Origin of the sequence: Janthinobacterium sp. SUN118, from assembly GCF_030397695.1 — a bacterium.
In the GTDB taxonomy this organism is placed as follows: Bacteria; Pseudomonadota; Gammaproteobacteria; order Burkholderiales; family Burkholderiaceae_D; genus Janthinobacterium.
Genome location: NZ_JAPUBV010000001.1, coordinates 1 through 26,475, shown reverse-complemented (window position 1 = coordinate 26,475; position 26,475 = coordinate 1). Strand labels below are relative to the sequence as shown.

23 protein-coding genes are annotated in these 26,475 nt (G+C 62.3%); 5 read left to right on the top strand and 18 right to left on the bottom strand.

The features are described from left to right. Positions 1–156: 156 nt before the first annotated feature. The 12 genes from O0880_RS00115 to O0880_RS00060 all read right to left on the bottom strand — a co-directional run bounded on the left by O0880_RS00115 (position 157) and on the right by O0880_RS00060 (position 12,126). On the bottom strand, positions 157–648 hold the full coding sequence (locus O0880_RS00115; protein WP_289884395.1) for a transposase: 492 nt from the start codon (positions 646–648) through the stop codon (positions 157–159). Positions 649–907: 259 nt separating this feature from the next. Next, entirely contained in the window at positions 908–1,033 is a 126-nt protein-coding gene (locus tag O0880_RS00110) for a hypothetical protein (protein WP_257786871.1), read from the bottom strand. Then, on the bottom strand, positions 1,033–2,247 hold the full coding sequence (locus tag O0880_RS00105; protein WP_289884393.1) for an MFS transporter: 1,215 nt from the start codon (positions 2,245–2,247) through the stop codon (positions 1,033–1,035). The genes O0880_RS00110 and O0880_RS00105 overlap by 1 nt, the downstream gene beginning before the upstream one ends. 11 nt (positions 2,248–2,258) lie before the next feature. Next, positions 2,259–3,248, bottom strand: coding sequence for a Gfo/Idh/MocA family oxidoreductase (locus tag O0880_RS00100; RefSeq protein ID WP_071321672.1), 990 nt, complete (start codon positions 3,246–3,248; stop codon positions 2,259–2,261). 34 nt (positions 3,249–3,282) lie between these two features. Continuing rightward, positions 3,283–4,086 (bottom strand): DUF3025 domain-containing protein, encoded by an 804-nt coding sequence (locus tag O0880_RS00095; protein WP_289884392.1) that lies wholly within the window; start codon positions 4,084–4,086, stop codon positions 3,283–3,285. Positions 4,087–4,093: 7 nt separating this feature from the next. Next, positions 4,094–5,158 carry a dihydroorotase gene (pyrC, locus tag O0880_RS00090; protein ID WP_071321670.1) on the bottom strand — a complete coding sequence of 355 codons (1,065 nt, stop codon included), beginning with the start codon at positions 5,156–5,158 and terminating at the stop codon, positions 4,094–4,096. A 151-nt stretch (positions 5,159–5,309) separates the two neighbouring features. Beyond that, positions 5,310–6,770: an amidohydrolase family protein gene (locus O0880_RS00085; RefSeq protein WP_289884390.1), complete on the bottom strand. Its 1,461-nt coding sequence runs from the start codon at positions 6,768–6,770 to the stop codon at positions 5,310–5,312. A gap of 39 nt (positions 6,771–6,809) precedes the next feature. After that, the gene (locus O0880_RS00080; protein ID WP_071321668.1) at positions 6,810–7,535 is read right to left on the bottom strand and encodes an amino acid ABC transporter ATP-binding protein; all 726 of its coding nucleotides are present in this window, start codon (positions 7,533–7,535) and stop codon (positions 6,810–6,812) included. 41 nt (positions 7,536–7,576) lie between these two features. After that, positions 7,577–8,269 carry an ABC transporter permease subunit gene (locus O0880_RS00075; RefSeq protein ID WP_071321667.1) on the bottom strand — a complete coding sequence of 231 codons (693 nt, stop codon included), beginning with the start codon at positions 8,267–8,269 and terminating at the stop codon, positions 7,577–7,579. A gap of 1 nt (position 8,270) precedes the next feature. Continuing rightward, positions 8,271–9,020 carry an amino acid ABC transporter permease gene (locus tag O0880_RS00070; protein ID WP_071326160.1) on the bottom strand — a complete coding sequence of 250 codons (750 nt, stop codon included), beginning with the start codon at positions 9,018–9,020 and terminating at the stop codon, positions 8,271–8,273. A gap of 99 nt (positions 9,021–9,119) precedes the next feature. Beyond that, the gene (locus O0880_RS00065; RefSeq protein ID WP_071321666.1) at positions 9,120–10,076 is read right to left on the bottom strand and encodes an amino acid ABC transporter substrate-binding protein; all 957 of its coding nucleotides are present in this window, start codon (positions 10,074–10,076) and stop codon (positions 9,120–9,122) included. Positions 10,077–10,272: 196 nt separating this feature from the next. Next, positions 10,273–12,126: an ABC transporter ATP-binding protein/permease gene (locus tag O0880_RS00060; RefSeq protein WP_289884388.1), complete on the bottom strand. Its 1,854-nt coding sequence runs from the start codon at positions 12,124–12,126 to the stop codon at positions 10,273–10,275. Positions 12,127–12,187: 61 nt separating this feature from the next. Here O0880_RS00060 and O0880_RS00055 point away from each other — a divergent pair, with 61 nt between their 5' ends. Both O0880_RS00055 and O0880_RS00050 read left to right on the top strand, forming a co-directional pair. Then, the gene (locus O0880_RS00055) at positions 12,188–12,628 is read left to right on the top strand and encodes an acyl-CoA thioesterase (protein ID WP_071321665.1); all 441 of its coding nucleotides are present in this window, start codon (positions 12,188–12,190) and stop codon (positions 12,626–12,628) included. A gap of 24 nt (positions 12,629–12,652) precedes the next feature. Next, complete coding sequence (locus tag O0880_RS00050; protein ID WP_289884386.1) at positions 12,653–14,245, top strand: alkaline phosphatase D family protein; 1,593 nt, start codon at positions 12,653–12,655, stop codon at positions 14,243–14,245. A 1-nt stretch (position 14,246) separates the two neighbouring features. Here the strand turns inward: O0880_RS00050 and O0880_RS00045 are convergent, their stop codons facing one another. Then, positions 14,247–15,119, bottom strand: coding sequence for a LytTR family DNA-binding domain-containing protein (locus O0880_RS00045; protein ID WP_289884385.1), 873 nt, complete (start codon positions 15,117–15,119; stop codon positions 14,247–14,249). 161 nt (positions 15,120–15,280) lie between these two features. On the opposite strand from O0880_RS00045, the gene O0880_RS00040 reads away from it, so the two are divergent. After that, entirely contained in the window at positions 15,281–16,453 is a 1,173-nt protein-coding gene (locus O0880_RS00040; RefSeq protein ID WP_289884384.1) for an acyltransferase family protein, read from the top strand. Here the strand turns inward: O0880_RS00040 and O0880_RS00035 are convergent. The 4 genes from O0880_RS00035 to O0880_RS00020 form a co-directional block, all read right to left on the bottom strand. Then, positions 16,450–18,132, bottom strand: a complete 1,683-nt coding sequence (locus O0880_RS00035; protein WP_289884383.1) for a long-chain-fatty-acid--CoA ligase — start codon at positions 18,130–18,132, stop codon at positions 16,450–16,452. The genes O0880_RS00040 and O0880_RS00035 overlap by 4 nt on opposite strands. Positions 18,133–18,192: 60 nt before the next feature. Beyond that, positions 18,193–19,875 carry a long-chain fatty acid--CoA ligase gene (locus O0880_RS00030; RefSeq protein WP_071321661.1) on the bottom strand — a complete coding sequence of 561 codons (1,683 nt, stop codon included), beginning with the start codon at positions 19,873–19,875 and terminating at the stop codon, positions 18,193–18,195. 275 nt (positions 19,876–20,150) lie between these two features. Next, on the bottom strand, positions 20,151–21,200 hold the full coding sequence (locus O0880_RS00025; RefSeq protein WP_232251015.1) for an aminopeptidase: 1,050 nt from the start codon (positions 21,198–21,200) through the stop codon (positions 20,151–20,153). 1 nt (position 21,201) lies between these two features. Beyond that, positions 21,202–23,277 carry a molybdopterin oxidoreductase family protein gene (locus O0880_RS00020; RefSeq protein WP_289884380.1) on the bottom strand — a complete coding sequence of 692 codons (2,076 nt, stop codon included), beginning with the start codon at positions 23,275–23,277 and terminating at the stop codon, positions 21,202–21,204. A 206-nt stretch (positions 23,278–23,483) separates the two neighbouring features. Here O0880_RS00020 and O0880_RS00015 point away from each other — a divergent pair, with 206 nt between their 5' ends. Further along, complete coding sequence (locus O0880_RS00015) at positions 23,484–24,677, top strand: M20 aminoacylase family protein (protein ID WP_289884378.1); 1,194 nt, start codon at positions 23,484–23,486, stop codon at positions 24,675–24,677. 1 nt (position 24,678) lies between these two features. On the opposite strand, the gene O0880_RS00010 is transcribed toward O0880_RS00015, so the two are convergent. After that, positions 24,679–25,563 (bottom strand): NAD(P)-dependent oxidoreductase, encoded by an 885-nt coding sequence (locus tag O0880_RS00010; protein ID WP_289887259.1) that lies wholly within the window; start codon positions 25,561–25,563, stop codon positions 24,679–24,681. A gap of 111 nt (positions 25,564–25,674) precedes the next feature. On the opposite strand from O0880_RS00010, the gene O0880_RS00005 reads away from it, so the two are divergent. Then, positions 25,675–26,247, top strand: coding sequence for an acyloxyacyl hydrolase (locus tag O0880_RS00005; RefSeq protein WP_289884376.1), 573 nt, complete (start codon positions 25,675–25,677; stop codon positions 26,245–26,247). The last annotated feature ends 228 nt before the right edge of the window (positions 26,248–26,475 follow it).

Sequence of the window (26,475 nt, the reverse complement as noted above, 5' to 3'; positions counted from 1 at the left end):
GGATTACGGCCTGCGGCCTAAACACTATTGGTATTGCTGATTGACGGGTGTTGTCGGATTACGGCCTACGGCCTAATCCGACCTACGCAAATACGCAACGTTAGGTCGGGTAGGTCGGATTAGCGTAGCGTAATCCGACAACATTGTTGACGCTGCTCACTCCCGCCCAACACCCGCCACGTCCACGCCCTCCCCGCCCCAATCCGCGGCACACCATCCCTGCTTTAAATACCGATGAAAACTGGAATACGGCCAATCGATGACTTGCTCCACCAAGCCATGCTTGACCGGGTTGTAATGGATGTAATCGACATGATTGGCGAGGTCGCGTTCGTCGCGGAGCACATGCTCCCAGAAGCGGTGCTGCCAAGTATCTTTAATTCCTGCATGCTTGCTGAACCATGTCTTGATCAGCCTCCAGCGCGTCATGAAATCGGCATCGCCTTCAGGCAGGGTCCAGATGCAATGCAGGTGATCGGGCAGGATAACGATAGCGTCGATATTGAATGGCCGTTTATGGCGTACGGTGCGGAAAGCGTCCCGCAGCAAATCCACGGCAGTGGCAGTAGCAAAAACGGGCCGGCGGTGTGCCGTCACCACCGTGAAGAAAAAGCTGCCGCCTGGCTGGAATGCGCGTCGGTATCGCATAGTTTCATGGGTGTTGTCGGATTACGGCCTTGCGGCCTAATCGCTACGGCTTTTCTTGGTTCCCGGTGTTGTCGGATTACGGCCTTGCGGCCTAATCGCTATGGCTTTTCTTGCTTCCCGGTGTTGTCGGATTACGGCCTACGGCCTAATCCGACCTACGCACATATGCGGCGGCAGGTCGGGTAGGTCGGATTAGCGTGGCGTAATCCGACTTCCAGCATAAGCCGGCTTTTCGCAATCGACCTTGCGTCCGCGCAGCCTACATGCACATCCAGAAGCGGTTCGCCAGGTCGAGCATGAAATCGGGCCGCAGATACGCCATGAAGACGATGGCCAGCAGCGCGGCGCCCAGCAGGCGCCACAGCCATGCGCGCCAGCTGCCCATTACGCCGCCACCGCCGCGCGCTTGACGGCGCGCTCGTCGATCGGCAGGTTGATCAGCGCGGCCAGCAAGCCCAGGCCGATGGTGATCATCCACACGGCGTGGTACGTGCCCTGGTGCTCGTACAGGTAGCCGCCCAGCCATGCGCCGAGAAAACTGCCCACCTGGTGCGAGAAGAACACCATCCCGGCCAGCATCGACAGGTGCTTCACGCCGAAGATGCCGGCGATGATGCCATTCGTCAGCGGCACGGTCGACAGCCACAGCACGCCCATGCCGGCGGCGAACAGGTACACCGACCATGACGACAACGGCGCCAGCAGGAACAGCGTGATGACCACCGCGCGGGCCACGTAGATGGCCGACAGCAGATAGCGCTTGGCGATTTTTCCGCCCAGCTTGCCCGCGTAGTAGGAACCGACGATATTGAACAGGCCGATCAGCGCCAGCGCCGTGACGGCGATATTCGGATTCATCAGGCCCTGGTCCTTCAGGTAGGCCGGCAAGTGCACGCCGATGAACACCAGCTGGAAGCCGCACACGAAATACCCTGCCAGCAGCAGCCAGAACGAGCGGCTGGCGACGGCTTCGCTGAAGGCGGCGCCGATGCTTTGCTGCGGACCGCTGGCGTGCGTGACGGGCGGCTCGCGCAGGTAAAAGGCCATGGGGATCATGGCCAGCAGCACCAGCGCGGCCAGCACGTAAAAGGCGTTTTGCCAGCCCACGGCGGAAATCAGTTGCTGCTCGACCGGCATCATCAGGAACTGGCCAAACGAGCCGGCCGCCGACGAGATGCCGAAGGCCCACGAACGCTGCTCGGGCGGCGCGCTGCGGCCGATGATGCCGCTGATGGCGCCAAACGCCGTGCAGGCCAGCGCCAGGCCGATGAAGATGCCCGAGCCGACGATGAACAGCGTGGGCTGCGTCACCAGCGCCATCCACACGAGGCCGGCCATGTAGCTGATGGCGCCGACGATGACGACGCGCATGGTGCCGAAGCGGTCGGCCGCCATGCCGGCGAACGGGCCGAAGACGCCCCACATCAGGTTTTGCATGGCCAGCGCCAGCGAATACGTTTCGCGCGTCCAGCCATTGGCTTGCGAAATCGGCTGCATCCAGAAGCCCAGGCCATGGCGCACGCCCATCGCCAGGGTCAGGACAACGCCGCTGGCGATCAGGACGGTTTTCAGGCTGGGACGGGATGAGGGCAATGTCATGGGGCTCCTGATTACGCCTGGTCGGCGCTGTAAACGAGGCCGATCTGGCCGCGCATGGTGTCCAGATTATGCATCAGCGCCACGCTGTCGGCATGCGGCATGACGGGGCTTTCCAGCAGGCCGGCGCGGATGCAGCGCATCGCTTCCAGCGCTTCGTGCGTGTAGCCATTGCCCAGGCAGGGCGCGGCGACCACGCGGCGTTCGCCGTCCATCGCTTCGACGATCAAGGAGTCGGGCTTGTAAAAACGGTTGGGCAGGCGGATGCGCCCCAGGCTGCAGGAAATCGTCATTTCCGTCGGCGTCAGCGCGTGCAGGCTGCAGGCGCAGGACGAGGTGCCGCCGCCAGCATGCAGCAGCGAGAAGACGACTTGCTCGTCGACGCCGGTGGCGCCCATCTCGGCCAGCGCCTGCACGGCCGACACGGGTCCGAGGAAGAAGGCCGCCATCGACAGCGGATAGATGCCCACGTCGAGCAGCGCGCCGCCGCCCAATTCAGGATTGAACATGCGGTGTTCGGGCGGGAAGCTGGCGACAAAGCCGATATCGGCCTGCACCTGCTGCGGCACGCCGATTTCGCCGCTGGCGATGATGCGTTTGGCTTCCTGCACGGCCGGCAGGAAGCGGCTCCACATGGCTTCCATCAGGAACAGCTTTTTCTCGCGCGCCATGTCGACCACGGCCTGCGCTTCGCGCGCGTTCATGGTGAACGGCTTTTCGCACACGACGTGCTTGCCGGCGGCCAGGCACATCAGCGCATTTTCCGCATGCAGGGTGTGCGGCGTGGCGATGTAGATCACGTCCACGTCCGCGTCGTCGGCCAGCGCCTGGTACGAACCGTGGCAGCGTTCGATGCCGAATTCGGCGCCGAAGGCCAGCGCGCCGGCATCGCTGCGCGAGGCCACCGCCACCAGTTGCGCACCCGGCGCATCGCGCAAGCCGATGGCCATTGCGCGCGCTATCTTGCCCGTGCCGAGGATGCCCCAGCGTATCACCTTATCCATGCATCGATCCCTTTGGCCGCCGCAGCGGCATGCGTTAAGTTGACGCCTTGCGCTTCGGACGAAACACCGCCGCGTCATTGTAAAAATCGTCGTCCTGGCCTTCGCTCCAGCCGGGCAAGCCCAGCACGGGCAGCGGCGTAAAATCGGCCGTCGTCAGGCCGCCGCTGGCCAGGTCCTGCGCCACGCGCTCGTCGAGCCAGGCGCGCCGCGCCGCATCGTCGAGCGCGAAGTAGGCGTCGCCGGCAAAGATCACGCGCGCGTGCGCCGTGATGGCCTTGTACGGCGCCACCAGTTTTTCCATCAGCGCGTGGCCGAACAGGCAGACTTCGGCGTCGCCGCCGGCGCCAAACTTGCCGCGCTGCGCGATGAAAGCGCCGCGCCAGTCGTGTCCGCGCAACGCCGCTTCCAGCGCGCGCCCCGCATCGCTGTCGCGCAGCACCAGCAAGGCCGAATTTTCATCGAAAATGGTGGCGCCGTCGCGTGCCGGGCCACGCGACTTGCCGACGCCGGAGAGGGCGATCTGCGCCGCCTGCAAGGCGTTCAGCTGCCGCTTGATGCGCGGGAAGGTCAGCCATACGAGCGCATTGAAAAAGTCATGCAGATTGTCGCGCGTGGGCACGCCGCCCGTGGCGCCGATGAATTCTTCATACGCGACGCCTTCGGGCAGCTCGCTTTGCGGCACGAAGGCCAGCGGCAAGCCCGATGGATTGCGCAAGTCCAGCGCCCGCGCCTGCCCGTTCAGCGCGGCGATGACCGTGTCGCGCTGCAGGTCCAGCTGCCGTCGCGCCGGTAGCACCGTGGCATACCAGGGGCGGGTCCAGTCTATCGATGGCAGCATGAAGCGCTTACACCATTTTCCAGTTGATCTGCTCGCCGGCATTGAGCGGAATGACATGGCTGTCGCCCAGCGGCAGAGAGGCTGGCAGGGTCCAGCTTTCACGCTTCAGGGTGATGGTGTCCGTGTTGCGCGCCACGCCGTAGAAGGCCGGGCCGTGGAAGCTGGCAAACGCTTCCAGCTTGTCGAGCGCGCCGGCGCGCTCGAACGCCTCGGCATACATTTCCATCGCATGCAGGGCCGTGTAGCAGCCGGCGCAGCCGCAAGCCATTTCCTTGGCGCCTTGCGCGTGCGGCGCCGAATCTGTGCCGAGGAAGAAGCGTTCGTCGCCGCTGGCGGCCGCCGTCATCAGCGCCAGGCGGTGCTCTTCGCGCTTGAGAATCGGCAGGCAGTAGTAATGCGGGCGGATGCCGCCCTTGAAGATCTCGTTGCGGTTGTACAGCAGGTGATGCGCCGTAATGGTGGCGGCGATCGGGCCTTCCGCTTCGGCCACGTACTGCGCCGCATCCTTGGTGGTGATGTGCTCGAATACGACGGACAGGGCCGGGAAGGCGCTGCGCAGCGGACGCATCACGCGCTCGATGAAGACGGCTTCACGGTCGAAAATATCGATTTCCGGGTCCGTCACTTCGCCATGCACAAGGAAGGGCATGCCCACTTCCTGCATCACTTCCAGCACCTTGTAGCAGTTTTTCAGGTCCGTCACGCCCGCATCCGAATTGGTGGTGGCGCCGGCCGGATACAGTTTCACGGCTTGCACGATGCCGCTGTCCTGCGCGCGGCGGATTTCATCGGGCGAGGTGTTGTTCGTCAGGTACAGCACCATCAGCGGGTCGAAGTTCACGCCTTCCGGCACGGCCGCCAGGATGCGTTCGCGGTAGGCGGCTGCGTCGGCGGTGGTGGTGACGGGCGGTTTCAGGTTCGGCATGACGATGGCGCGGCCGAACTGGCGCGCGCTGTGCGGCAGCACGCTGGCCATGACGGCGCCGTCGCGCAGGTGCAGATGCCAGTCGTCTGGACGGGTGATGGTGATGGACGAAGGAACGGCGGTCGGGGTGTGATCGGGTGTGGACATGGCGGCTGCTCTCAGGCGGTCATTGCGAATAGCGCCATTTTACCAGCCGCCGGGCCGCCTCGCCCGCCGGGAAAGCCCGTATGCGCTGCCGCCCTGACGGTAAAACGGCCAGTGTGCGCTGGCCGTTTTGCATATCAGGAGCGCATGCGCATCAGGATTTGGCAGGCGGCGCCTCCTGCTTCGCCACCCAGGCGCGGATATCGGTCAGCATCCGGTCCAGCGCGGCGCGGTCATACACGTGGCCACGGCTGACCACCAGGCGGATCTGGCGCGTGGCGCCGATGTCCTGCAGCGGATTGGCGTCGAGCACCAGCAGGTCGGCCGCCTTGCCGGCCGCCACGCTGCCGTAGCGCGCCAGCTTGCCCAGGAAGCGGGGGCCGTTGATGACGGCCGACTGCAAGGCTTGCTGCGGCGTCAGTCCATACTGCACGTACAGGCCGATTTCATCGTGCAGGGCCTGTCCCGGATAGTCGAAGGAATTGAGGAAGCCCGCATCGGTGCCGGCGATGATGCTCACGCCCTGCTGCTGCAAGATCGGCAGCAGCTTTGCCGATTGCTCGAACTGCGCATGGCGCTGGGCGATGGCTTCCGGACCATCCTTGGCGGCGCGCTGCACGCGCCAGTCGTAAGTGGCGCGCAGCCCCTTGCCGATGTATTGCAGGGCCGGATCGTGCGTGTGGTCTTCGCGGTCCAGGTAAGCCGTCACGCGCGAACCCCACAGGGTCGGCACGATGGCCGTGCCGCGCGCGGCCAGGTAGCTGAAGGCCTTGCGCGCCGTCGGTTCGTCATAGCTTTGCACGCTTGCGCGCATCGCCTCCTTGCCCGTCAGCTTGCCGGCGGCCACCTGGTCCGTCAGTTCCTGTTCGCGCGGCGTGGTGGCGCGCAGCAGGTAGGACTGGTGCTCGATCGTGCCCAGGCCCGCGTCGGCCATCTGTCCCAATGTCAGCTGCACGGGGATATGCCCCGAGGTGCGCATGCCGCGCTCGCGCGCCTGGCGCAGCGCTTCCAGGTACAGCTCCGGCTTCAGGGTGTTTTCCGTGATCTTCACGAAGTCGACGTGCTGCGCCTGCAGGCCGTCGAGCGCGCGCGTGACTTCCTGCGGCGTGCCCACTTCGATGGTGCCCTTCCACAGCGGCTTGATGCCTTCCAGCTTGGCGCCGGAGGTAAAAATCGTCGGCCCCTGCAGCTGGCCCGCATTGATCTGCTGGCGCCAGGCCAGCACCGTGTCGGGCAAGTCGCCCGAGCAGTCGCGCACCGTGGTGATGCCGTGCGCCAGGTACAGCGGCAGCAGCTGCTTGTTCTCGTCGATCAGCTCGGGGCCGCCGCCGAAATGCACATGCGTGTCCCACAGGCCCGGCATCAGGTATTTGCCGGGCAGGCGGATGGTGCGCTTCGGCGCATAGCTGCGCAGCTGCGCGTCATCGACAACGGCGACGATGCTGTCGCCCTTGAGCAGCACGGATTGTCCCGTGATGGCGCGGCCGGCGGCAACGTCGATCACGGTGGCGTCGCGCAGGGCGATGTCGACGGCGATCCTGTCGGCCGCGTGGGCCTGTGCCAGGAAGCCCAGCGCCAGCATCGCGCCGGCCATTTTTTTCAGTACAGGCAGCATTACCAATTTCAATGTCATTCCAGTTCAACAGATAAAAAATTAATGGATGATTTTGGCGAGAAAATCGCGCGCGCGGTCCGAACGCGTCGTGTTGAAGAAATCGTCCTTGCTGCAATCCTCGATGATCTTGCCCTGGTCCATGAAGACGATGCGGTTGGCCACGCGCTTGGCAAAGCCCATTTCATGCGTGACGACCATCATCGTCATGCCTTCCTGCGCCAGGCCCACCATCACGTCGAGCACTTCGTTGATCATTTCCGGGTCGAGCGCCGATGTCGGTTCGTCGAACAGCATGGCGATCGGGTCCATCGACAGCGCGCGGGCGATCGCCACGCGCTGCTGCTGGCCGCCCGAAAGCTGGCCGGGGAATTTGTCCTGCTGCGACAGCAGACCCACGCGGTCCAGGTATTTCAAGCCCTTGGCATTGGCTTCGTCGGCGCTGCGGCCCAGCACCTTGATCTGGCCGATGGTGAGGTTTTCGCGGATCGACAAATGCGGGAACAGCTCGAAATTCTGGAACACCATGCCGATGCGCGCGCGCAGTTTCGACAGATTCGTTTTCGGGTCGTTGACGGCGATGCCGTCGACGATGATCTGCCCCTGCTGGATCGGCTCGAGGCCGTTGACGGTCTTGATCAGGGTCGACTTGCCGGAGCCGGACGGTCCGCAAATGACCATCACGTCGCCCTTGGCCACTTGCGTGGTGCAGTCGGTCAGCACCTGAAACTGGCCATACCATTTGCTTACTTTGTTCAGTTCAATCATGGTCTTCTTTCTTGTTTTCCCGAGCATCAGGCTGGAATGGATTAGCGAATGATGGCGACGCGCTTTTGCAGGCGTTTCACCAGGAACGACAAGGCATAGCACAGCACGAAATACACGACGGCGACGAACACGTACATCTCCACCAGGCGGCCGTCGCGCTGCGCGATTTTCGAGGCGGCGCCGACAAAATCGGGAATCGACAGCACGTACACGAGCGAGACGTCCTGGAACAGCACGATGGTTTGCGTCAGCAGCACGGGGATCATGTTGCGAAACGCCTGCGGCAGCACGATGCTGCCCATGGTTTGCCGGTAGTTCATGCCCAGCGCCTGGCCCGCCCATACCTGGCCACGCGGGATCGACTGTATGCCGCTGCGCATGATCTCGCAATAGTAGGCCGCCTCGAACATGATGAAGGTGATCAGCGCCGAGGAAAACGCGCCCACCTTCACGGGCTCGGCGGCGCCGATGATCCAGGCGGCGATGTACGGCACCAGGAAGTAGAACCAGAAGATCACCAGCACCAGCGGGATCGAGCGTATCAGGTTGACATAGCTCGACGCCACGCCGGACAGGATGCGGTTGCTGGACAGCCGCATCAGCGCCAGCAGGGTACCCAGCACGATGCCGCCCACCATGGACAGCGCCGTCAGTTTCAGGGTGAACACCATGCCGGTCTGGAACAGGTAGACCCACGAGCGGGAGATGACATCGAAGTCGAAGTTACCGAACATGTCAGTGTCCTCCCGTCTTGGCGCCGGCGACGATGAAGCCCGGGATGGCGACCTTTTTCTCGATCAGGTGCATCAGCACCACCACCAGCAGATTGACGACGACGTAGATGATGGTGGCGGCCGAAAACGCTTCGAAGACCTGGAACGAGAATTCCTGGATGGCGCGCGCGCTGGCCGTCAGTTCGATCAGGCCGATGGTCAGCGCCACGGAGCTGTTCTTGATGATGTTCAGGAACTCGCTGGTCAGCGGCGGCATGATGACGCGCGCGGCCATCGGCAGCAGGATGAAGCGATAGGTTTGCGGCAGGGTCAGGCCGAGCGCCGTGCCGGCCAGTTTCTGCCCGCGCGGCAGCGCCTCGATGCCCGTCGTCACCTGCACGGCGACGCGCGAGGAAGTGAAAAATCCCAGGCACAGAACCGCCGTGACGAACGGTGCGTTCGGCAGCGACTTGACCCAGTTGCCCATGTCCGTGGGCAGCAGCTCCGGCATGACGAAATACCAGAGAAACATCTGCACCAGCAGCGGCACGTTGCGGAACAATTCGACATACGCGTTGGCCACGCCAACGATCCATTTATTCGGCAGGGTGCGGATGGTGCCGATCACCAGGCCCAGGATCAGGGCCATGATCCAGGCCGTGCCGGCCGTGGCCAGAGTCCAGATCAAGCCGGACCACAGGGTGTCCATATACGTGCCGACGCCATCGGGAGATATCTCCCAGAAAATGCGCCAATTCCAGTTGTAATTCATGATCATCCTTCCCATGCGGCCCAAGGACGGCGGCTTGCCCGCCGCCCGCCCCGCAAATGAAACGGGAGGCTTGCGCCCCCCGGTTTTTACGCACTCTTGTTACTTTTTCCGTTTGTCCGACGTCTTCTGCGCTTCCGGCACGGCCGCATACGCGGCCGGATCGCCCGAATCGGTCGGATTCGTGAAGACCGCCTTCAATTGCGGCGGCATGGGGAATTTCAGGTTGATGTTTTTCGGCGGGATCGGCGAGGTAAACCACTTGGCGTAGATGCGGTTGATATCATCGCTCTTGTACAGGCGGATCAGGGCGTCGTCGACCACCTTCTTGAAGGCCGGGTCGCCCTTGCGCAACATGATGCCGTATGGCTCGACGGACAGCGCTTCCTTGGTGATTTCGTAGTCGTTCGGATTTTTCGAATTGGCCACCTGCGAGGCGAGCAAGATATCGTCGTTGGCTTCGGCCACCGCGCGGCCCGTTTCCAGCATCAGGAACGATTCGGGATGGTCCTTGCCGACGGCGATGTTCATGCCCAGGTTCTTTTCCTTGTTGAGGATGGTCATCTGCTTGATGGTCGACGTGCCGGCCGTGGCGACCAGGGTCTTGCCGCGCAAGTCTTCCAGGGTCTTGATGTTCGAGGATTTTTTCGACAGCACGCGGTTGCCGATGACGAACATGGTGGGCGCGAATGCCACCTGCTGCTGGCGCTCGAGGTTGTTCGTCGTCGAGCCGCATTCGAGGTCGATGGTGCCGTTGGCCATCAGCGGGATGCGGTTGGCCGACGTGACGGGGCTCATCACCACTTTCAGTTCGCTCAGGCCCAGGTGCTTTTGCAGGGCCGTGACGACTTTCATGCACAGGTCGATCGAATAGCCCTGGTATTGCTGCTTGTCATCGAGATAGGAGAAGGGCACGGAGCCGTCACGCACACCGAGGGTGACGGAACCGGCTTTCTTGATCTTGGCCAATGTGCCGGTCAATTCCTGTGCCTGGGCTGGCGACATGCTGCTAAGGACGCCAACGCTGAGCAGCGTGGCGACGATTCTGGTCAATTTCATAAATTCTCCTGGGCGGACAAACCGGATGCGACTCCGGACGAAACAACTGTGGTGCAGACGCCACCAATGGAATTAATTTTATTTCATTTTCAGCGCCGGACTAGCCGTTTTCTGCGATTGCCCTCAAATAGGCGCTATACGCGCGCCTGAAGGGGCGCGGCTGTAGCATTTTTCCTACTGATTTCCCATTCCCGATTTATTTTGCTGGCGCCAAGCCCGCCAGCGCGTCGTCCTCTTCCGTCTCATCGTCCATATTCGCCTGCTGGCGTTGCCACATCTGCGCATACAGGCCATTTGCGGCCAGCAATTGCGGATGCGTGCCGCGCTCGACGATGCGGCCATGGTCGAGCACGAGGATTTGCTGGGCGTCGGCCACCGTCGACAGGCGGTGCGCAATCACCAGCGTGGTGCGGTTCCTGGCGATGTCCTTCAGCTGCGCCTGGATCGCCTGTTCGGCCTTCGAATCGAGCGCCGAGGTGGCTTCATCGAAGATCAAAATGGCCGGATCCTTCAGCAAGGTGCGGGCGATGGCCACGCGCTGCTTTTCGCCGCCCGACAGCTTCAAGCCCCGCTCGCCCACCATGGAGTTGTAGCCATCGGGCAAGCTTTCAATGAAATCATGGATCGACGCCGCCTTCGCCGCCGCCACGATGGCGTCCTTGCTGGCGCCCGGCTTGCCATAGGCGATGTTGTATTCGATGGTGTCGTTGAACAACACCGTGTCTTGCGGCACGATGCCGATGGCGGCGCGCAAGGAATCCTGCGTGATGCTGCGCAAGTCCTGGCCGTCGATGGTGATGCCGCCGCCATCGACTTCATAGAAGCGGAACAGCAGGCGCGACAGGGTCGACTTGCCCGAGCCGCTGTGGCCCACCACGGCCGTCGTGGTGCCGGCGGCGATCTGGAAATCCACGTCGAACAGGATTTGCCGCTTGGCTTCATAGCTGAAATCCACATGCTCGAAACGCACGGCCGCGCCCCGCGTGACGAGCGGCCTGGCTTCCGGCGTATCGGCGATTTCGCGGTTTTCGTTCAGCAGCGAGAACAGGCGCTCCATGTCGGCCAGGCTCTGCTTGATTTCGCGGTAGATGACGCCAAGGAAATTGAGGGGAATGTACAGCTGGATCATGAAGGCGTTCACCAGCACCAGGTCGCCCAGGGTCATCGTGCCGGCGATCACGCCCACCGTGGCGCGCCACAGGATCAATGTGACGGCCGTGGCGATGATCAGCGACTGGCCCGTATTGAGCAGGGACAAGGAAGTCTGCGATTTCACGGCCGCACTTTCATAGCGCTGCAAGCCCTCGTCATAGCGCTTCGCTTCGTAATCCTCGTTGCCGAAATATTTCACGGTTTCATAGTTGATCAGCGAATCGATGGCCTTGGTATTCGCCTTGGAATCGAGGTCGTTCATGGTGCGGCGGAAGTGCGTGCGCCAGTTCGTCACCAGCACGGTAAACGCGATATAGGACACGAGCGCCACCGCCGTGATGACGGTGAACCAGATGTCGTAATGCAAGACCAGATAGCCGAGCACGAGGGTGATTTCCACCAGGGTCGGCAAGATGTTGAACAAGGTATAGGAAATGAGCGAGCCGACGCTGCGCGTGCCCCGTTCGATGTCGCGCGTCATGCCACCCGTCTGGCGGTTCAAATGAAAGCGCAAGGACAGCGCATGCAGGTGGCGGAACACTTGCAGCGCGATGGTGCGCACGGCGCGCTGCGTGACCCGGGCGAACAGGAATTCGCGCAGCTCCGTAAACAAGGTGGTCGACAGGCGCAGCAAGCCGTAGGCCACCAGCAAGCCCACCGGCAATACCAGCAGCGCTTGCGGATGGGCCGCCGTGATGGTCATGGCGTCGACGAGTTTTTTCAGGATCAGGGGCACGCCCACGTTGGCCAGCTTGGCGCCCACCAGGCAGAGCAGCGCCAGCAGCACCCGCCATTTGTAGACCCATAAGTACGGCAGCAGGGTCTTGATGGTGGCGAAATCGCTGTGGCTGGCGGAAGCTGGCGAGCGGGGCGGAGGGGGAGTCTGGGAACGGCGCATGGCGAAGGTCGGCTTTTTATGGTTCAATCGGGGCAATTGTAGCCTTTCATGAGAATAAAAGATGAGCACCTCCCCCGCCCGCCCCGATAACTGCCTCGCCTCCGGCCTGCCCGCCGGAAAAATGCCCGAACTGCGCATGATGCCCGCGCCATCGGACGCCAATGTATACGGCGACGTCTTCGGCGGCTGGATCATGTCGCAAGTCGATATCGCCGGCTCCCTGCCGGCTACGCGACGCGCCAACGGCCGCGTCGCCACCATCGCCGTCAACTCCTTCGTCTTCAAAAACCCCGTGTTCGTCGGCGATCTACTGTCCTTCTACGCCGATATCGTCAAGGTCGGCAATACCTCGATCACCGTCAATGTCGAAGTGTATGCCGAGCGCAACCGCCTGCAGGCGTGCATCGTGAAAGTCACGGAAGCCACCCTGATCTATGTCGCCACCGATTCCGACCGCAAGCCGCGCAAGGTGCCGCCGATCGAAACCTTGTTGTCGCAATAATTCCACTCCGCAGGCTCCGCCGGCATGGATAGCCAGCGCCGCATCTTCCTGCACAGCGCCGCCCGCATCGGTGCCCTGGCCGCCGCCGGCGGCATGCTGTCCGGTTCCGGCGCACGCTCCACCACGCGCCTGAATGGCGGCGGCTATCCATTCGCGCTCGGCGTCGCTTCCGGCTCGCCCCTGCCCGATGCCGTCGTGCTGTGGACGCGCATCTGCTACGACCCGCTGCACGCGGCCGCCACGCCCGCCATCGCCCTCACCGTGCGCTGGGAAGTGGCCGAGGACGAAGCGTTCCGGCGCATCGCCGCCAAGGGGCAAGCGACGGCCACGCCGGCGCTCGCGCACAGCGTGCATGTGGACGTGGCAGGCCTGGCGCCCGGACGCTGGTACTGGTACCGCTTCATGCTGGGCGACGCCGTCAGCCCCGTGGGCCGCACGCGCACGGCGCCGGCCGCCGATGCCCTGCCCGCCTCGCTGAAACTGGCCGTGGCCTCGTGCCAGCACTGGGAATTTGGCGCCTACGCGGCGCACCGGCATATCGCCGCGGCCGCGCCCGACCTGGTGGCCTTCCTCGGCGACTATATCTACGAATGGGGGCCGTACCAGCTGCAGCACCCGGGCCGGGCCATGCGCACGCATGAAAGCTTCACCCTGGCCGACTACCGCGTCCGCTATGCGCAGTACAAGAGCGACCAGGATCTGCAGGACGCGCACCTGGCCGCGCCGTGGATCGTCACCTGGGATGACCATGAGGTGGCCAACGATTACGGCAATGACCGCGATGAATTGCTCACGCCGTCGTTCCTTGCGCGCCGCGCGGCCGCCTACCAGGCGTTCTATGAGCACATGCCGCTGCGTCTGCTGCCGCTGGGACGGCGCGGCTTCGTCGACATGCGCATCTACCAGCGCTACGACTGGGGCCGCCTGGCGCGCTTCCATGTGCTGGACGACCGCCAGTACCGCGCCTACCACGCGTGCGCCAGACCGGGCCGCGGCGGCTCGAATTCCGTCACCACGCGCAACTGCCCCGACTTGCTGAAACCGGGTCGCACCATGCTGGGCGAAGAACAGCAGCGCTGGCTGCAAGCCGGGCTCGACAATTCTCCCGCGCACTGGAACATTCTGGCCCAGCAAACACTGATGGCGCAATCGAGCCAGGTGCCGATCGTGCGGCCCGGCGACGAGCGCATCTGGACCGATGGCTGGGATGGCTATCCGCTGGCGCGCCAGCACCTGCTCGACGCCCTGCACAACAGCCAGGCCCGCAACCCGCTGGTGCTGTCAGGCGACGTGCACACGTTTTATGCGACGGAGCTGAGCCGCAACGCCACGCGTTCCATTGGCAAGGCGAATCCCGTGCTGGCCACCGAGTTTTGCGGCACCTCCGTCACCTCGAGTTCCCGTCCGCAGGCGCGCACGGACCAGTACGTGGCGATGAATCCGCACATCCGCTACGGACGCAGCGACAAGCGCGGCTATATGTGGATGGATATCACGCCAGAGAAAACCACGACCGTGTTCCAGGGCCTGGAAAATGTGCGCGACCGCGCCTCCGCCATCGCGCCGCTGGCCAGTTTTACCGTGCGCGACGGTATCCCCGGCCTGCAGCAAAGCTGAATCACGCCATCGACAGCTGTTTCAGGGCGTCGCGGTAGCGCCGGCTGACGGGCACCTCGCCGCCCGTGCTCAGGCCGATGCGCGCCTCGCCCGACTCCAGCGGCGTGATCGTTTGCACGAAATCAAGGTTGACGATATAGCTGCGATGCACGCGCACAAAGCGCTTGCCATCGAGGCGGCGCTCGATGGCCGCCATGGTCGAGCGCAGCGGGTAGTCGTGGCCGCGCGCATGCAGGTTCACATAATTGCCCCAGGCCTGTATCCATTCGATGTCGGCCGCGGGCAGCAGGAAATCCTTGCCCAGCTTGCGCACCAGGAAGCGTTCCGGCTGCTCCACCGGTTCCACGGCCGCCCCTGCATCGGGTTCGCCCAGCAAGGTCGCCTCGCCTTGCCAGCGCATCAGCAGCAACTGGTAAAAGCCGGTGAACAATAAAATGGAGAAGTAAGTACGCACATCCTTGACATACTCGTATGGCAATTCGCGCCACCAGTCGCCGAAATCGTAATCGCTGCCCTGGCTCCAGTACGCGAGCTTGCGCAAGGCCACCATGGCCAGCACATGCACCAGGCTGTAGACGAGCGACGCGGCCAGGTGCCAGCGCAGGTTCCGGCGCTGGAATACCAGGTGCAGGGGACGCAGCTGGTTGGCCAGGATCACTACCGGTACCAGCGCCAGCAACACCAGGTTGCTGCTCCATTCCCACACGGCCACTTCCCAGAATGGCGTCGCGAGCCCGGCGCGCACGCGGTCGGTCCAGCTGATCCAGCAGTTGAGCGAAGTTTGCAGCAGATACAGGACGATCCAGAAAGCTGGCTCGGCGAGCTTGCGCCAGCGTTGATATCGTTGCAACAAATCGGTGGAAGAAAGGCGCATGGTGGCGGACGGTGAATGAGTTGCATGATTGTAATGTCCCACCGCCGTCCCGGCGTTGCCGCTTGTCACAAACTGCCCGCAATTGGTCACTTTTCACTGGGTCGGCCGCCGCGACCTGCCTATGCTCGGGCATTCCTACACCAACGTCCCCATCGCCCATCATGAGCATCCATTCTCGCCGTTACGATATCGACGCCTTGCGCTTTCTTGTCTTCAGCCTGCTGATCGCCTACCACACGGCCATGCTGTATCTGGACGGCGCCGCCTTCCATATGAAAAGCACGTACTTGACGGAAACGTTGAATTTCCCCATGGTCTTTATCAACCGTTGGCGCATGGAAATCGTCTTCCTCATTTCCGGCGTGTCATGCGCCATGATGACGCAAGCGTCCCGTGGCGCTTTCCTGCGGCGCAGGCTCGCGCGCCTGCTGCTGCCCCTGCTGTTTGGCGTGCTGCTGGTGGTGCCCGTGCAGCCGTATTGCGAAGGCGTCAGCAACGGCCTGGTCGAGCCTGGCTATGGACAATTCCTGCTGCATTATTTTGGCGGCTACGCCTGGCCGGCCGGCGCATTTACGGGCTGGAAAACCAGTTTTACCTGGAACCATCTGTGGTATCTCGTGTATCTGCTGCTGTACACCCTCGTGCTGGCGGCGCTGCAGCCGCTGCTGGCCCAGGCCAGGCCGCTGTTCACGAGACTGCGCGGCTGGCGCCTGCTGATCCTGCCCGCCCTGCCAACGCTGGCGGCAACCGTCTTCCTGAAACTGCGCTATCCGGAAAACCACGCGCTGCTCAAGGACTGGTACGCGCACGCCATCTATTTCACCATGTACCTGTATGGCTGGTGGCTGGGCAACGACAAGGGAGTGTGGCAGGAACTGGCCCGGCTGCGCTGGCATGCGCTGCTGCTGGCGCCATGCGCGTTTGCCGCGTATCTGGGCTTTGACCTCGTGTATTCGGAAAACCTGCTGACCTGGGCTTCGGCCGGCTCCTGGCCCATGCGCGACCTGTACATGTGGCTGGCCATCTGCGCCATCCTGGGCTGGTCGCACACCTTGCTGAACCGGCCCTTTTCCTGGCTGCCATGGGCGCGCCAGGCGGTCTTTCCCTGGTACATACTGCACCAGAGCGCGATCGTGCTGCTGGCGTTCTGGCTGGTGCCGCTGCGGCTGGGTCCCGTGCTCGAGCCATTGCTGATACTGGCCGGCACGGTGGCGCTCTGCTGGCTGGGGACGTCGCTGTTGATCAGCAAGGTGAGCTGGCTGCGTCCCTGCTTCGGCTTGCCCGCCCTGCCACGGCAAGCCGTAGCGGCGGACACAGCCTTGCCTGCAAATTAAGCAGCTTTCTTTTCGTCGCGCAATTGCCGGCGCAAGATCTTGCCGACGTTGGTTTTTGGCAATTCATCGCGGAATTCGATGTATTTCGGCTTCTTGTAGGCCGTCAATTCATGCTTGCAATGCTCGCGGATCTGTTCCACCGTCAGATTCGGATCCTTACGCACGACAAACACTTTCACGGCTTCGCCCGAGTTCGCATCGGGCACGCCGATGCACGCGCATTCGAGCACGCCCGGACACGACGCGACCACGTCTTCCACCTCGTTCGGATACACGTTGAAGCCGGAGACGATGATCATGTCTTTCTTGCGATCCACGATTTTCACATAGCCGCGCTCGTCCATGACACCCACGTCGCCCGTCTTGAAATAGCCGTCCGCCGTCATCGACTTGACCGTCTCGTCCGGACGCTGCCAGTAGCCGGCCATCACTTGCGGGCCGCGCACGGCGATCTCGCCCGGTTCGCCCAGCGGTACTTCCACGCCGTCGTCGTTCAGGATCGCCACTTCCGTCGACGGGAAAGGCAAGCCGATGGTGCCCGTGAATTCCGTGATGTCGACGCGGTTGCCCGTCACCACGGGCGACGTTTCCGACATGCCATAGCCTTCGATCAGCGGGCAGCCCGTCAATTTCAGCCAGCGCTCGGCCACGTTGCGCTGCAAGGCCATGCCGCCGCCGTTGCACACCTTGTAGCTGGAGAAATCGAGCTTGGCAAACTCGGCATTGTTCAGCAGCGCGTTGTACAGCGTATTGACGGCCGGGAAGACGACGATCTTGTGCTTGGACAATTCCTTGACGAAACCGGGAATGTCGCGCGGGTTCGGGATCAGCACGTTCAAGCCACCCACGCGCATGCCCATCAGGGCGCTGACCGTCAGCGAATAGATGTGATACAGGGGCAAGGCGCACATGAAGCCCATCGAGGTGGCGCGCATTTCCTTGGTCATCACGGGCGAAATCCACGCCTCGTTTTGCAGCACGTTGGCGATCACGTTACGGTGCAGCAGCATGGCGCCCTTCGACACGCCCGTCGTGCCGCCCGTGTATTGCAGGAAGACGATATCGTCATGGCCCTGCTGCACGGGCGTCAAGGTCAGGCGCGCTCCCTCGGCCAGCATCTTGTTGAAGCTGATGGCGCCAGGCAAGGAAAACGCGGGCACCATTTTCTTGATCTTGCGCACGACGAAGTTGACAATCGTGCCTTTCAGTCCACCCAGCAAGTCGCCCATGGTGGCAACGATCACATGCTTGACCTGGGTATGCGGCAATACCTGCTCGACCGTGGTGGCAAAGTTTTCCAGCACGATGATCGCTTCACTGCCCGAATCGATCAGCTGGTGCTGCAATTCGCGCGGCGTGTACAGCGGATTGACGTTGACGACTGTGTAGCCGGCGCGCAAGATCGCCGCCATCGCCACCGGATACTGGAGCACGTTCGGCAACATGATCGCCACGCGCGCGCCCGTCTTCAGGCCCTTGCTTTGCAGCCAGGCACCCATCTGCAGCGACAGCTTGTCGAGTTCGCGGTAGGTGAGGAATTTATCCATGCACACGAAAGCGTTGCGGTCCGCGTATTTCTGGAACGATTCTTCCAGCAAATGCGTGACGGAACGATACTGCGTGCAGTCGATCTCTGCGGGAACGCTGTCCGGGTACGACTTCAACCAAATCTTGTCCATCAATTGCCTCATCTTTATCTGTATTAAAGGGGGCGCAGCCTTGGGCGCCCCCGGCACTGTTTATGCTGCTATCTTCTTCTCGTCGCGCAAGGCGCGACGCAAAATCTTGCCAACGTTGGTCTTCGGCAGTTCATCGCGGAATTCGATGTATTTCGGCCGCTTGTAGCCCGTGAACTGCTCCTTGCAATACGCGGCCAGCACTTCCTGGGTCAGGTTCGGGTCCTTGCGCACGACGAACACTTTCACGGCTTCGCCAGAATGTTCGTCCGGCACGCCCACGCAGGCGCATTCGAGCACGCCCGGATGGGCCGCGATGACGGCTTCGACCTCGTTCGGATACACATTGAAGCCGGAGACGAGGATCATGTCTTTCTTGCGATCCACGATCTTCACGTAACCGCGCTCGTCCATGATGCCCACGTCGCCCGATTTGAAGTAACCGTCCTGTGTCATCACCTTGGCCGTCTCGTCGGGGCGGTTCCAGTAGCCCGTCATCACTTGCGGACCGCGGATGGCGATCTCGCCCGTCTGGCCCAGCGGCACTTCCTTGCCGTCATCGTCGAGGATGGCGATGTCGGTCGACGGCACGGGCAAGCCGATGGTGCCGGAAAACACCGTGGTGTCGGCGCGGTTGCAGGTGGCAACCGGTGATGTTTCCGACAAACCATAGCCTTCGATGATGGAGACGCCCGTCGCCTGCAGCCATTTGTCGTTGACGGATTGCTGCACCGCCATGCCGCCGCCATTGGCGATCTTCAAGCCCGAGAAGTCGAGCCGGGCAAAATCGGGGTGATTCACCAGCGCGTTGTACAGCGTATTGACTGCCGGCAACAAGTTGAATTTGTACTTGCCCAGTTCCTTGATCAGGCCCGGGATATCGCGCGGATTCGGAATCAGGATATTCAGCGCGCCTACGCGCGTGCCCCACATCGCGCACGCCGTCAGCGCGAAGATATGGTACAGCGGCAAGGCGCAGACGATGATCAGCTGCTCCTTGCTGTTCTGGTCGAGCGCCGCGCCCGACCACGCTTCGCTCTGCAGCACATTCGCGATCACATTGCGGTGGCTCAAGGTCGCGCCTTTCGACACGCCCGTCGTGCCGCCGGTGTATTGCAGGAAGGCGGCGTCGTTGATGCTCAGCTCGACCGGTGTGAGTTTCATGCGGCTGCCCAGCGCCAGCGCCTGCTTGAAACGCATGGCGTTCGGCAGGGAATACGCGGGCACCATCTTCTTGACGTTGCGCACGACAAAATTGACGATCATGCCCTTCAAGCCGCCGAGCATCTCGCCCATGCTGGCAACGATGATGTGCTTGACGGCTGTCTTGCTCAACACCTGTTCGAGCGTGTGGGCGAAGTTTTCCAGCACGATGATGGCTTCGCTGCCCGAATCGTTGAGCTGGTGCTCGAGTTCGCGCGGCGTGTACAGCGGATTGACGTTGACCACCGTGTAGCCGGCGCGCAGCACGGCGGCAATCGCCACCGGATACTGGAGCACGTTCGGCATCATCAGGGCGACTCTGGCCCCTTTTTTCAAGCCACGGCTTTGCAGCCAGGCGCCCAACTGGCGCGAATAGGTATCGAGTTCGGCATAGGTGAGAAATTTGTCCATGCAGACATAGGCATTGCGGTCCGCATATTTTTGAAACGCTTCTTCCAGCACATGCACCAGCGAACGATATTGATCAGGATTAATGTCGGCAGGTACGCCGGGAGGGTACGACTTCAGCCAAATTTTTTCCATCCTGTGCCTCTTGTCTCGAATAATCGTGGGGAGCCGGCGCACCTTGCCGGCGCGGATCATTGCTGCGGATTCTGTCGTCCTGCAGTCGGTTTGAGCATTCTGACGAGCAATTGCTCTATGCTACTAACGCGATGCTATCGGTCGCCGCGCTTCCATGCAAGCGCTTTCAACAGTATTCGAGCAGCAACTCTAGGGCAGTTTTGTGCTGCATTGCAGCATGATAAATACGCCGTTGCAGGATCGTTCGCCTCGGCGTACGGGGCAATCTTTACGGGTCAGGGGCTGGACAATTGTTCCAGCGCACGCCTGCGCTCAGGCTTCTTGATCTGAGACATTGTGTGCACTGCAGCATAAAAAGCACGAAAGTTCTTTTTTTCTTCCAGCAATTTTTTGAAGGCAGGCAAAAATTCATTGTAGGTGGACACGGAAGCCAGGTGCGCATTGCTCAATGGCTGCTCGAACCAGCGGTCATAACCGGCAAAACCGCCCCAGTTTTGCCGCAGCACCTGATACGCCTCTTTCAACTCGGCAAATAGCTGCGCCTTGCGCGCCCGCTTCTGCGCATCGCTGGCGTCGCCCGCATACACGGCTTCCAGTTCGCCCCGGTAGTGCAGCAGCAAGGCGAGGAAATCCTGGCGCCGCGCCGCATACCGGGCATAGGCGTCGCGCATGGCGTCATTGCCCTCGCGCGCCAGCCAGCGCTGCACGCCCGCTTCTTCCACGGCGCCGGCAAACGATTCGTTGAAGGCGGAATCGCCGGGCACGTACACCACCTGGTGCGCCAGTTCGTGGAAGACCAGGCGCGCCAGCTCCGCATCGTTGTAATGGATAAAGGTCGACAGCAGCGGGTCGTCGAACCAGCCCAGCGTGGAATACGCGGGCACGCCGCCCACCTGCACGTCGTAATGCTGGGCCCGCAGTTCATCGGCGTAGGCCAGGGCCTCGTCCTTGCTGTAATAGCCGCGGTAGCTGACGCAGCCGGCGACGGGAAAACACCATTGCAGCGGCTGCAGCGACAGTTCCGGCGTGGCCACCACGTTCCACAGCACGAACGGCCGCGACAAGGCGGCGTATTGCGTGTAGCTGCCATTGTCCGGCAAGTCCAGTTCGCTGACGGCAAAACGGCGGATCTGCTGCGCCTTGAGCAGGCGGGCCTTCAGGCGCGGCTCGGTGGCAGGGTCGTTCATCCAGTCGTCGACGGGACGCGCGCCGGACCACAACGCATACTGTCCCTGCGCCGCCTGCGCGTAATAGCGCAGCTGCGTGCAGCCGCCCAGCGACAGGCACAGCATGCCTGCAAGCAGCCGGGCCGGCCAGCGCGCCATGTCAGCCAGCCTTTTCCACTTCGACCAGCGTGTCGTAGAAGGTGGGAGCGCGGCCCATGTCCGTCAGGCGCTGGCTCGTCACTTCATTGGCGTTCTTGCCATCGCTGGCCAGTTTCTTCCACCACACGGACAAGCCCACCACCAGGCCTTTTCTTGCCTTGTCCGTCACCCTGGCCTTGGCCACAAAACTGCCGCGGTCATTGAAGATGCGCACCATGTCGCCGGCCGCGATGCCGCGCGCGGCGCCATCCTCGGGATGGATATCGAGGTGCGGCTCGCCTTCGGCCGCGCGCAGGCTAGTCACGTTGACGAAAGTGGAATTCAAAAAATTGCGGGCCGGCGGGGAAATCATCGCCAGCGGATAACGGGCCGCCAGCGCGGGATTGCTGGCCAGCGATTCGTACGGCGCGATATACGTGGGCAAGGGATCGAGTCCTGCTTGCGCCATGGCATCGGAGTAGAACTCGCACTTGCCCGATGGCGTGGGGAAGCCGCCGTCGGCGAACGGCGCCTCGGGCATGGCCAGTTTTTGCCAGCCCGTGCGTTTCAGCGATTCCCAATCGAAATGCACGGCCCGCGCATGGGTCGCGTCAAACGCCTGCGCGGCCAGCGCATCGTCGCTTTCCTGGAAGCACGGATCATCAAAGCCCATGTGCTGCGCCAGCAGGCGGAAAATCTCCGTATTCGCCTTCGCCTCGCCCAGCGGCGCCACGGCCGCGTTGTTCGCCATCATGTACAAATGGCCATACGTGGCGTGCGCGTCGACGTGTTCCAGCTGCGTCGTGGCGGGCAGCACGATGTCGGCGTAGTCGACGGTATCGGTCTGGAAGTGCTCGAGCACGACCGTAAATAAATCCTCGCGGGCAAAACCCTGCGCCACTTTCGAGGAGTCGGGCGCCACGGCCAGCGGATTCGAGTTGTAGACGATCACGGCTTCGACTTGCGGGCCGAACTCGGGCGAGCTTTCCTTCAACAGGTCGTCGCCGATGGTGCTCATGTTGATGGTGCGCGGGCTTCCCTTCAATAAATCAGGGCGCTGCAAGGCCTTGCGGTTGACGGGGAAGGAACCCGAGCTCGACAGCTGCATGCCGCCGGCCGCATGGCGCCAGGCGCCCGTCAGCGCGGGCAGGCAGGCGATATTGCGCACCGCCATGCCGCCCCCGTGCACGCGCTGCACGCCGTAGTTGGCGCGGATGGCGGCACCGTCGCCGTTACGGCAAGTCTGGCCGTACAGGCGTGCCAGTTCCACCACTTCCGTGGCGGTGATGCCGCACACCTCGGCCGCGCGCTCGGGCGGCCATTCCAGCGCGCGCTGTTGCAACGCGTCATAGCCGACAGTGTAGCGTTCGATGTAATCATGATCGAGCCAATCTTCCGTGATCAAGACATGCATCAAGCCCAGCGCCAGGGCCGCGTCGGTGCCGGGCAGCAAGGCGATATGCTGGTGGCATTTCTCGGCCGTCAGCGAACGGTAGGGGTCGATGGCGATCAGAGTGGCGCCATGGCGCTTGGCTTCCTGCGCGCGCATCCAGAAATGCAGGTTCGAGGCGATCGGATTGCCGCCCCAGATGATGATCAGCTTGGCATTCTGAAACTGTTCCAGGTCCGTGCCGATACTGGCGCCCACCGTATAGCGGTATCCGGTGGCGCCGGCCGAGGCGCAGATGGTGCGGTCCAGCAGGGAAGCGCCCAGCTGGTTGAAAAAGCGCGACGACATCGACTCGCCCTGCACCAGGCCCATGGTGCCGCAGTAGCTGTACGGCAAGATCGCTTGCGGATCGCGCGCGGCGATCGGTTTCAATCGGGCCGCGATGGTCTGCAATGCCTCGTCCCAGCTGATGGGCTCGAACTTGCCCTCGCCTTTCTTGCCCACACGGCGCAGCGGCGTCAACAGGCGGTCCGCATGGTAGGTGCGCTCCGTGAAGCGCGACACCTTCGTGCACAGCACGCCAGCCGTGGTCGGGTGGTCGGGATCGCCCTTGACGGCCGTGGCGACGCCGTCGGTCACCGTGACCAGGAGGGCGCAGGTATCGGGGCAGTCGAGCGGGCAGGCGGCGCGCACTTGGGTCGTGGTCATGGTGCAATCCAAAAACGTTGGCGGAAGGCGATACTGTAAACCATTCCGCACGCTTGCTGTTGGCGCCATGGCAAGCTCGGCCGTGCGCTGGATTTCCCCGGCTAACAAGGGCTACAATGCATTATTAGCCGCGCCTGTTTTTGATCAGACAAACGCGGTCCGGCGCGCCCTACATGGCTGCGCGCCAGCATCCACAGGAGAGTCCCATGAAACTAGTTGATCCCATCTTGGCGTTTCAATCCGAGCTGCAAGCTATCCGCCGCGACCTGCACGCCCATCCCGAGCTGTGCTATGAAGAACAGCGCACCTCGGACGTCGTCGCCGCCAAACTGACGGAATGGGGCATTCCCGTGGTACGCGGCCTGGGCCGCACGGGCGTGGTCGGCATCATCCAGAATGGCACGTCCAAGCGCGCCATCGGCTTGCGTGCCGACATGGATGCTCTTCCCATGCAGGAAATGAATACCTTCGAGCATGCTTCGCGCCATCCGGGCAAGATGCACGCCTGCGGCCATGACGGCCACACGGCCATGCTGCTCGGCGCCGCCCATCACCTGGCGCAGCACCGCCATTTCGACGGCACCGTGTACCTGGTCTTCCAGCCGGCCGAAGAAGGCGGCGCCGGCGCGCGCGAAATGATCGAAGACGGCTTGTTTACCCGCTTTCCCATGGATGCCATCTACGGCATGCACAACTGGCCGGGCGCGGAAACGGGCACCCTGAGCGTGGTGCCAGGACCGATGATGGCTTCCAGCAATGAATTCCACGTCACAGTGAAAGGCAAGGGAGCGCACGCGGCCCAGCCGCACAAGGGCATCGATCCCGTGATGGTGGCCGTGCAAATCGCGCAAAGCTGGCAAACCGTGATTACCCGCAACAAGAGTCCGCTCGACACGGCCGTGCTGTCGATCACGCAAATCCATGCGGGCAGCGCCACCAATGTGATCCCCGATGACGCCAGCCTGGTCGGCACGGTACGCACCTTCACCACGCCCGTGCTGGACTTGATCGAAGAGCGCATGCGCGATATCGCCGTGCACACGGCCACCGCCTTTGGCGCCGAAGTCGATTTCCACTTCAAGCGCAACTATCCGCCGCTGGTCAACCATGCGAAAGAAACGGCGTTTGCCGTCGAAGTGATGCAGAGCGTGGTGGGAGCGGACAAGGTCAACGCCAATGTCGAGCCCACCATGGGTGCCGAGGACTTTGCGTTTTTCCTGCAGGAAAAAGCCGGCTGCTACATTTTCATCGGCAATGGCGATGGCGAGCACCGCGATGGCGGTCACGGCCTGGGACCGTGCGTCCTGCACAATGGCAGTTATGACTTCAACGACCATCTGCTGCCGATCGGCGCCAGTTTCTGGGTCAAGCTGGCCGAAGCGAGCCTGCCCGTCACTTGAATCAGCTCAACTTGTCCGGACCGCCGCCCAGGCGCTGGCCCGGATTCAACGCTTCCAGGGCCAGCAAGGCGGCCGCATGGTCCGCCGTCGGATAGGTGGCGGCGATGCTGTCATAGCGTTGCGTCACCAATTGCGTCACCGGCAAGGTGACATGGGCCGCCTCGGCCGCCGCAAGGATATTGTGCATGTCCTTGATCTGGCTTTTCACCTGGCCACCGGCAACGAAATTACGTTCCAGCATGCGTTGACCATGCACATCCAGAATCTTGCTTTCGGCGAAGCCGCCGCGGATCGCGGCCCGTACGGCGCTCGCATCGGCGCCGGCCGCCTGGGCCAGCAGCAATGCTTCTGCCACGATATTCAGGGTCGCGCCGACGATCAGCTGATTGCATAACTTGGCCACCTGGCCGCTGCCGGCCGGCCCCACCAGGGTCGGCCGCCCCATTGCCGTCAAAATATGCGCCACGCGCGCATAATCGCTGGCGCTGGCGCCGGCCATGATGGCCAGGCTGCCAGCCTGGGCGCCGCCGACGCCCCCTGAAACGGGTGCATCGACAAAGGCATGGCCAGCTGCTTGCAAGGTGGCATGAAATTGCTGGGCTTCGGCTTGCTTGGTGGAACTCATATCGATCCAGATCGCGCCAGCCGGCAGGGCCGGCAACGCATCTTGCAGCACCTGCGCCACGATGGGACCCGCCTCCAGCATCGAGATGATCACGTCCGCACCATTGACCGCCTCGGCGATGGAAACGACAGGCTGCGCGCCTGCCGCACGCAGGACTTGGGCCTTGCTGTGCGTGCGATTCCAAATTGTGACAGAATATCCAGCGTGCAGCAGGCGCCGGACCATCGGATCCCCCATCAGACCGATACCGAGAAACGCGATTTTTGTAGAGAATGTCAATTGAACCCCTGAGATCAACAAGTGGCGAAAGCGGCATGCAAAGCAAGCTTGCGCCTGCGCAAACAAGACAGCAGCCTATCGGCCAATTTTACGATGAAAGCCTCTATGTTCTTCAAGAAGAATCTCCTCAAATCCATCGCCGCCTTGACCGCGCTGATGGCGGCCAATGCCGGCTTTGCCGCCGACGACAAACTGATCGACTCCGTCTACGGTGAATACGCCAAGGGCGTAAAGGTGCAAATGGTGCGCGCTGGCGTGACCTCGAACTGGGATAAGGCCTGGTTCGTATCGAATGGCACGCAATTGAGCGGCTACTGGGATGCCAGCATCGGCGGTTGGGATGGCAAGAGCTATCGCAATGTCCCTGGCCAGCATCAAAAACTGTGGGATCTGGGTTTTACCCCCGTGTTCCGCTTTGAAAACACAAATAAACTGGGCTTCTATGCCGAAGGCGGCATAGGCGTGCATATGCTGTCCAAGCTGTACGATAACGACGATAACCGCCTGTCGACCCACTTCCAGTTCGGCGACCATATCGGCGTCGGCTATATCTTCAATAACAAATGGGAAGTCGCTGCAAAGATCCAGCATTTCTCGAACGGTGGCTACAAGAAACCGAATAGCGGCGTCAATTACATGAACATCAAAGTCGCTTACCATTTTTAATGGGCGTGATAAATGACAAAGGCACCGCGTAGCGGTGCCTTTTTTTATGCCTGCCATTCGACTGCCTCAAACAAAACCGGCAGACGAAAAAAAACCCCACCGGAGTCCGGTGGGGTTTTTCTCTACTGCGTATAACAAGCCTGACGATAACCTACTTTCACACTGGTTGCAGCACTATCATCGGCGCAAAGTTGTTTCACGGTCCTGTTCGGGATGGGAAGGGGTGGG

What these genes read in the sequence shown, in the direction of transcription:
- O0880_RS00025 (WP_232251015.1), bottom strand. Translation starts at nt 21,200, where the DNA reads ATGGCGCGCTGGCCGGCCCGGCTGCTTGCAGGCATGCTGTGCCTGTCG.
- O0880_RS00055 (WP_071321665.1), top strand. Translation starts at nt 12,188, where the DNA reads ATGAGCACCTCCCCCGCCCGCCCCGATAACTGCCTCGCCTCCGGCCTG.
- O0880_RS00050 (WP_289884386.1), top strand. Translation starts at nt 12,653, where the DNA reads ATGGATAGCCAGCGCCGCATCTTCCTGCACAGCGCCGCCCGCATCGGT.
- O0880_RS00110 (WP_257786871.1), bottom strand. Translation starts at nt 1,033, where the DNA reads ATGGGCAGCTGGCGCGCATGGCTGTGGCGCCTGCTGGGCGCCGCGCTG.
- O0880_RS00095 (WP_289884392.1), bottom strand. Translation starts at nt 4,086, where the DNA reads ATGCTGCCATCGATAGACTGGACCCGCCCCTGGTATGCCACGGTGCTA.
- O0880_RS00105 (WP_289884393.1), bottom strand. Translation starts at nt 2,247, where the DNA reads ATGACATTGCCCTCATCCCGTCCCAGCCTGAAAACCGTCCTGATCGCC.
- O0880_RS00015 (WP_289884378.1), top strand. Translation starts at nt 23,484, where the DNA reads ATGAAACTAGTTGATCCCATCTTGGCGTTTCAATCCGAGCTGCAAGCT.
- O0880_RS00045 (WP_289884385.1), bottom strand. Translation starts at nt 15,119, where the DNA reads ATGCGCCTTTCTTCCACCGATTTGTTGCAACGATATCAACGCTGGCGC.
- O0880_RS00035 (WP_289884383.1), bottom strand. Translation starts at nt 18,132, where the DNA reads ATGGACAAGATTTGGTTGAAGTCGTACCCGGACAGCGTTCCCGCAGAG.
- O0880_RS00020 (WP_289884380.1), bottom strand. Translation starts at nt 23,277, where the DNA reads ATGACCACGACCCAAGTGCGCGCCGCCTGCCCGCTCGACTGCCCCGAT.
- O0880_RS00070 (WP_071326160.1), bottom strand. Translation starts at nt 9,020, where the DNA reads ATGAATTACAACTGGAATTGGCGCATTTTCTGGGAGATATCTCCCGAT.
- O0880_RS00085 (WP_289884390.1), bottom strand. Translation starts at nt 6,770, where the DNA reads ATGCTGCCTGTACTGAAAAAAATGGCCGGCGCGATGCTGGCGCTGGGC.
- pyrC (WP_071321670.1), bottom strand. Translation starts at nt 5,158, where the DNA reads ATGTCCACACCCGATCACACCCCGACCGCCGTTCCTTCGTCCATCACC.
- O0880_RS00060 (WP_289884388.1), bottom strand. Translation starts at nt 12,126, where the DNA reads ATGCGCCGTTCCCAGACTCCCCCTCCGCCCCGCTCGCCAGCTTCCGCC.
- O0880_RS00005 (WP_289884376.1), top strand. Translation starts at nt 25,675, where the DNA reads ATGAAAGCCTCTATGTTCTTCAAGAAGAATCTCCTCAAATCCATCGCC.
- O0880_RS00065 (WP_071321666.1), bottom strand. Translation starts at nt 10,076, where the DNA reads ATGAAATTGACCAGAATCGTCGCCACGCTGCTCAGCGTTGGCGTCCTT.
- O0880_RS00100 (WP_071321672.1), bottom strand. Translation starts at nt 3,248, where the DNA reads ATGGATAAGGTGATACGCTGGGGCATCCTCGGCACGGGCAAGATAGCG.
- O0880_RS00030 (WP_071321661.1), bottom strand. Translation starts at nt 19,875, where the DNA reads ATGGAAAAAATTTGGCTGAAGTCGTACCCTCCCGGCGTACCTGCCGAC.
- O0880_RS00115 (WP_289884395.1), bottom strand. Translation starts at nt 648, where the DNA reads ATGCGATACCGACGCGCATTCCAGCCAGGCGGCAGCTTTTTCTTCACG.
- O0880_RS00075 (WP_071321667.1), bottom strand. Translation starts at nt 8,269, where the DNA reads ATGTTCGGTAACTTCGACTTCGATGTCATCTCCCGCTCGTGGGTCTAC.
- O0880_RS00080 (WP_071321668.1), bottom strand. Translation starts at nt 7,535, where the DNA reads ATGATTGAACTGAACAAAGTAAGCAAATGGTATGGCCAGTTTCAGGTG.
- O0880_RS00040 (WP_289884384.1), top strand. Translation starts at nt 15,281, where the DNA reads ATGAGCATCCATTCTCGCCGTTACGATATCGACGCCTTGCGCTTTCTT.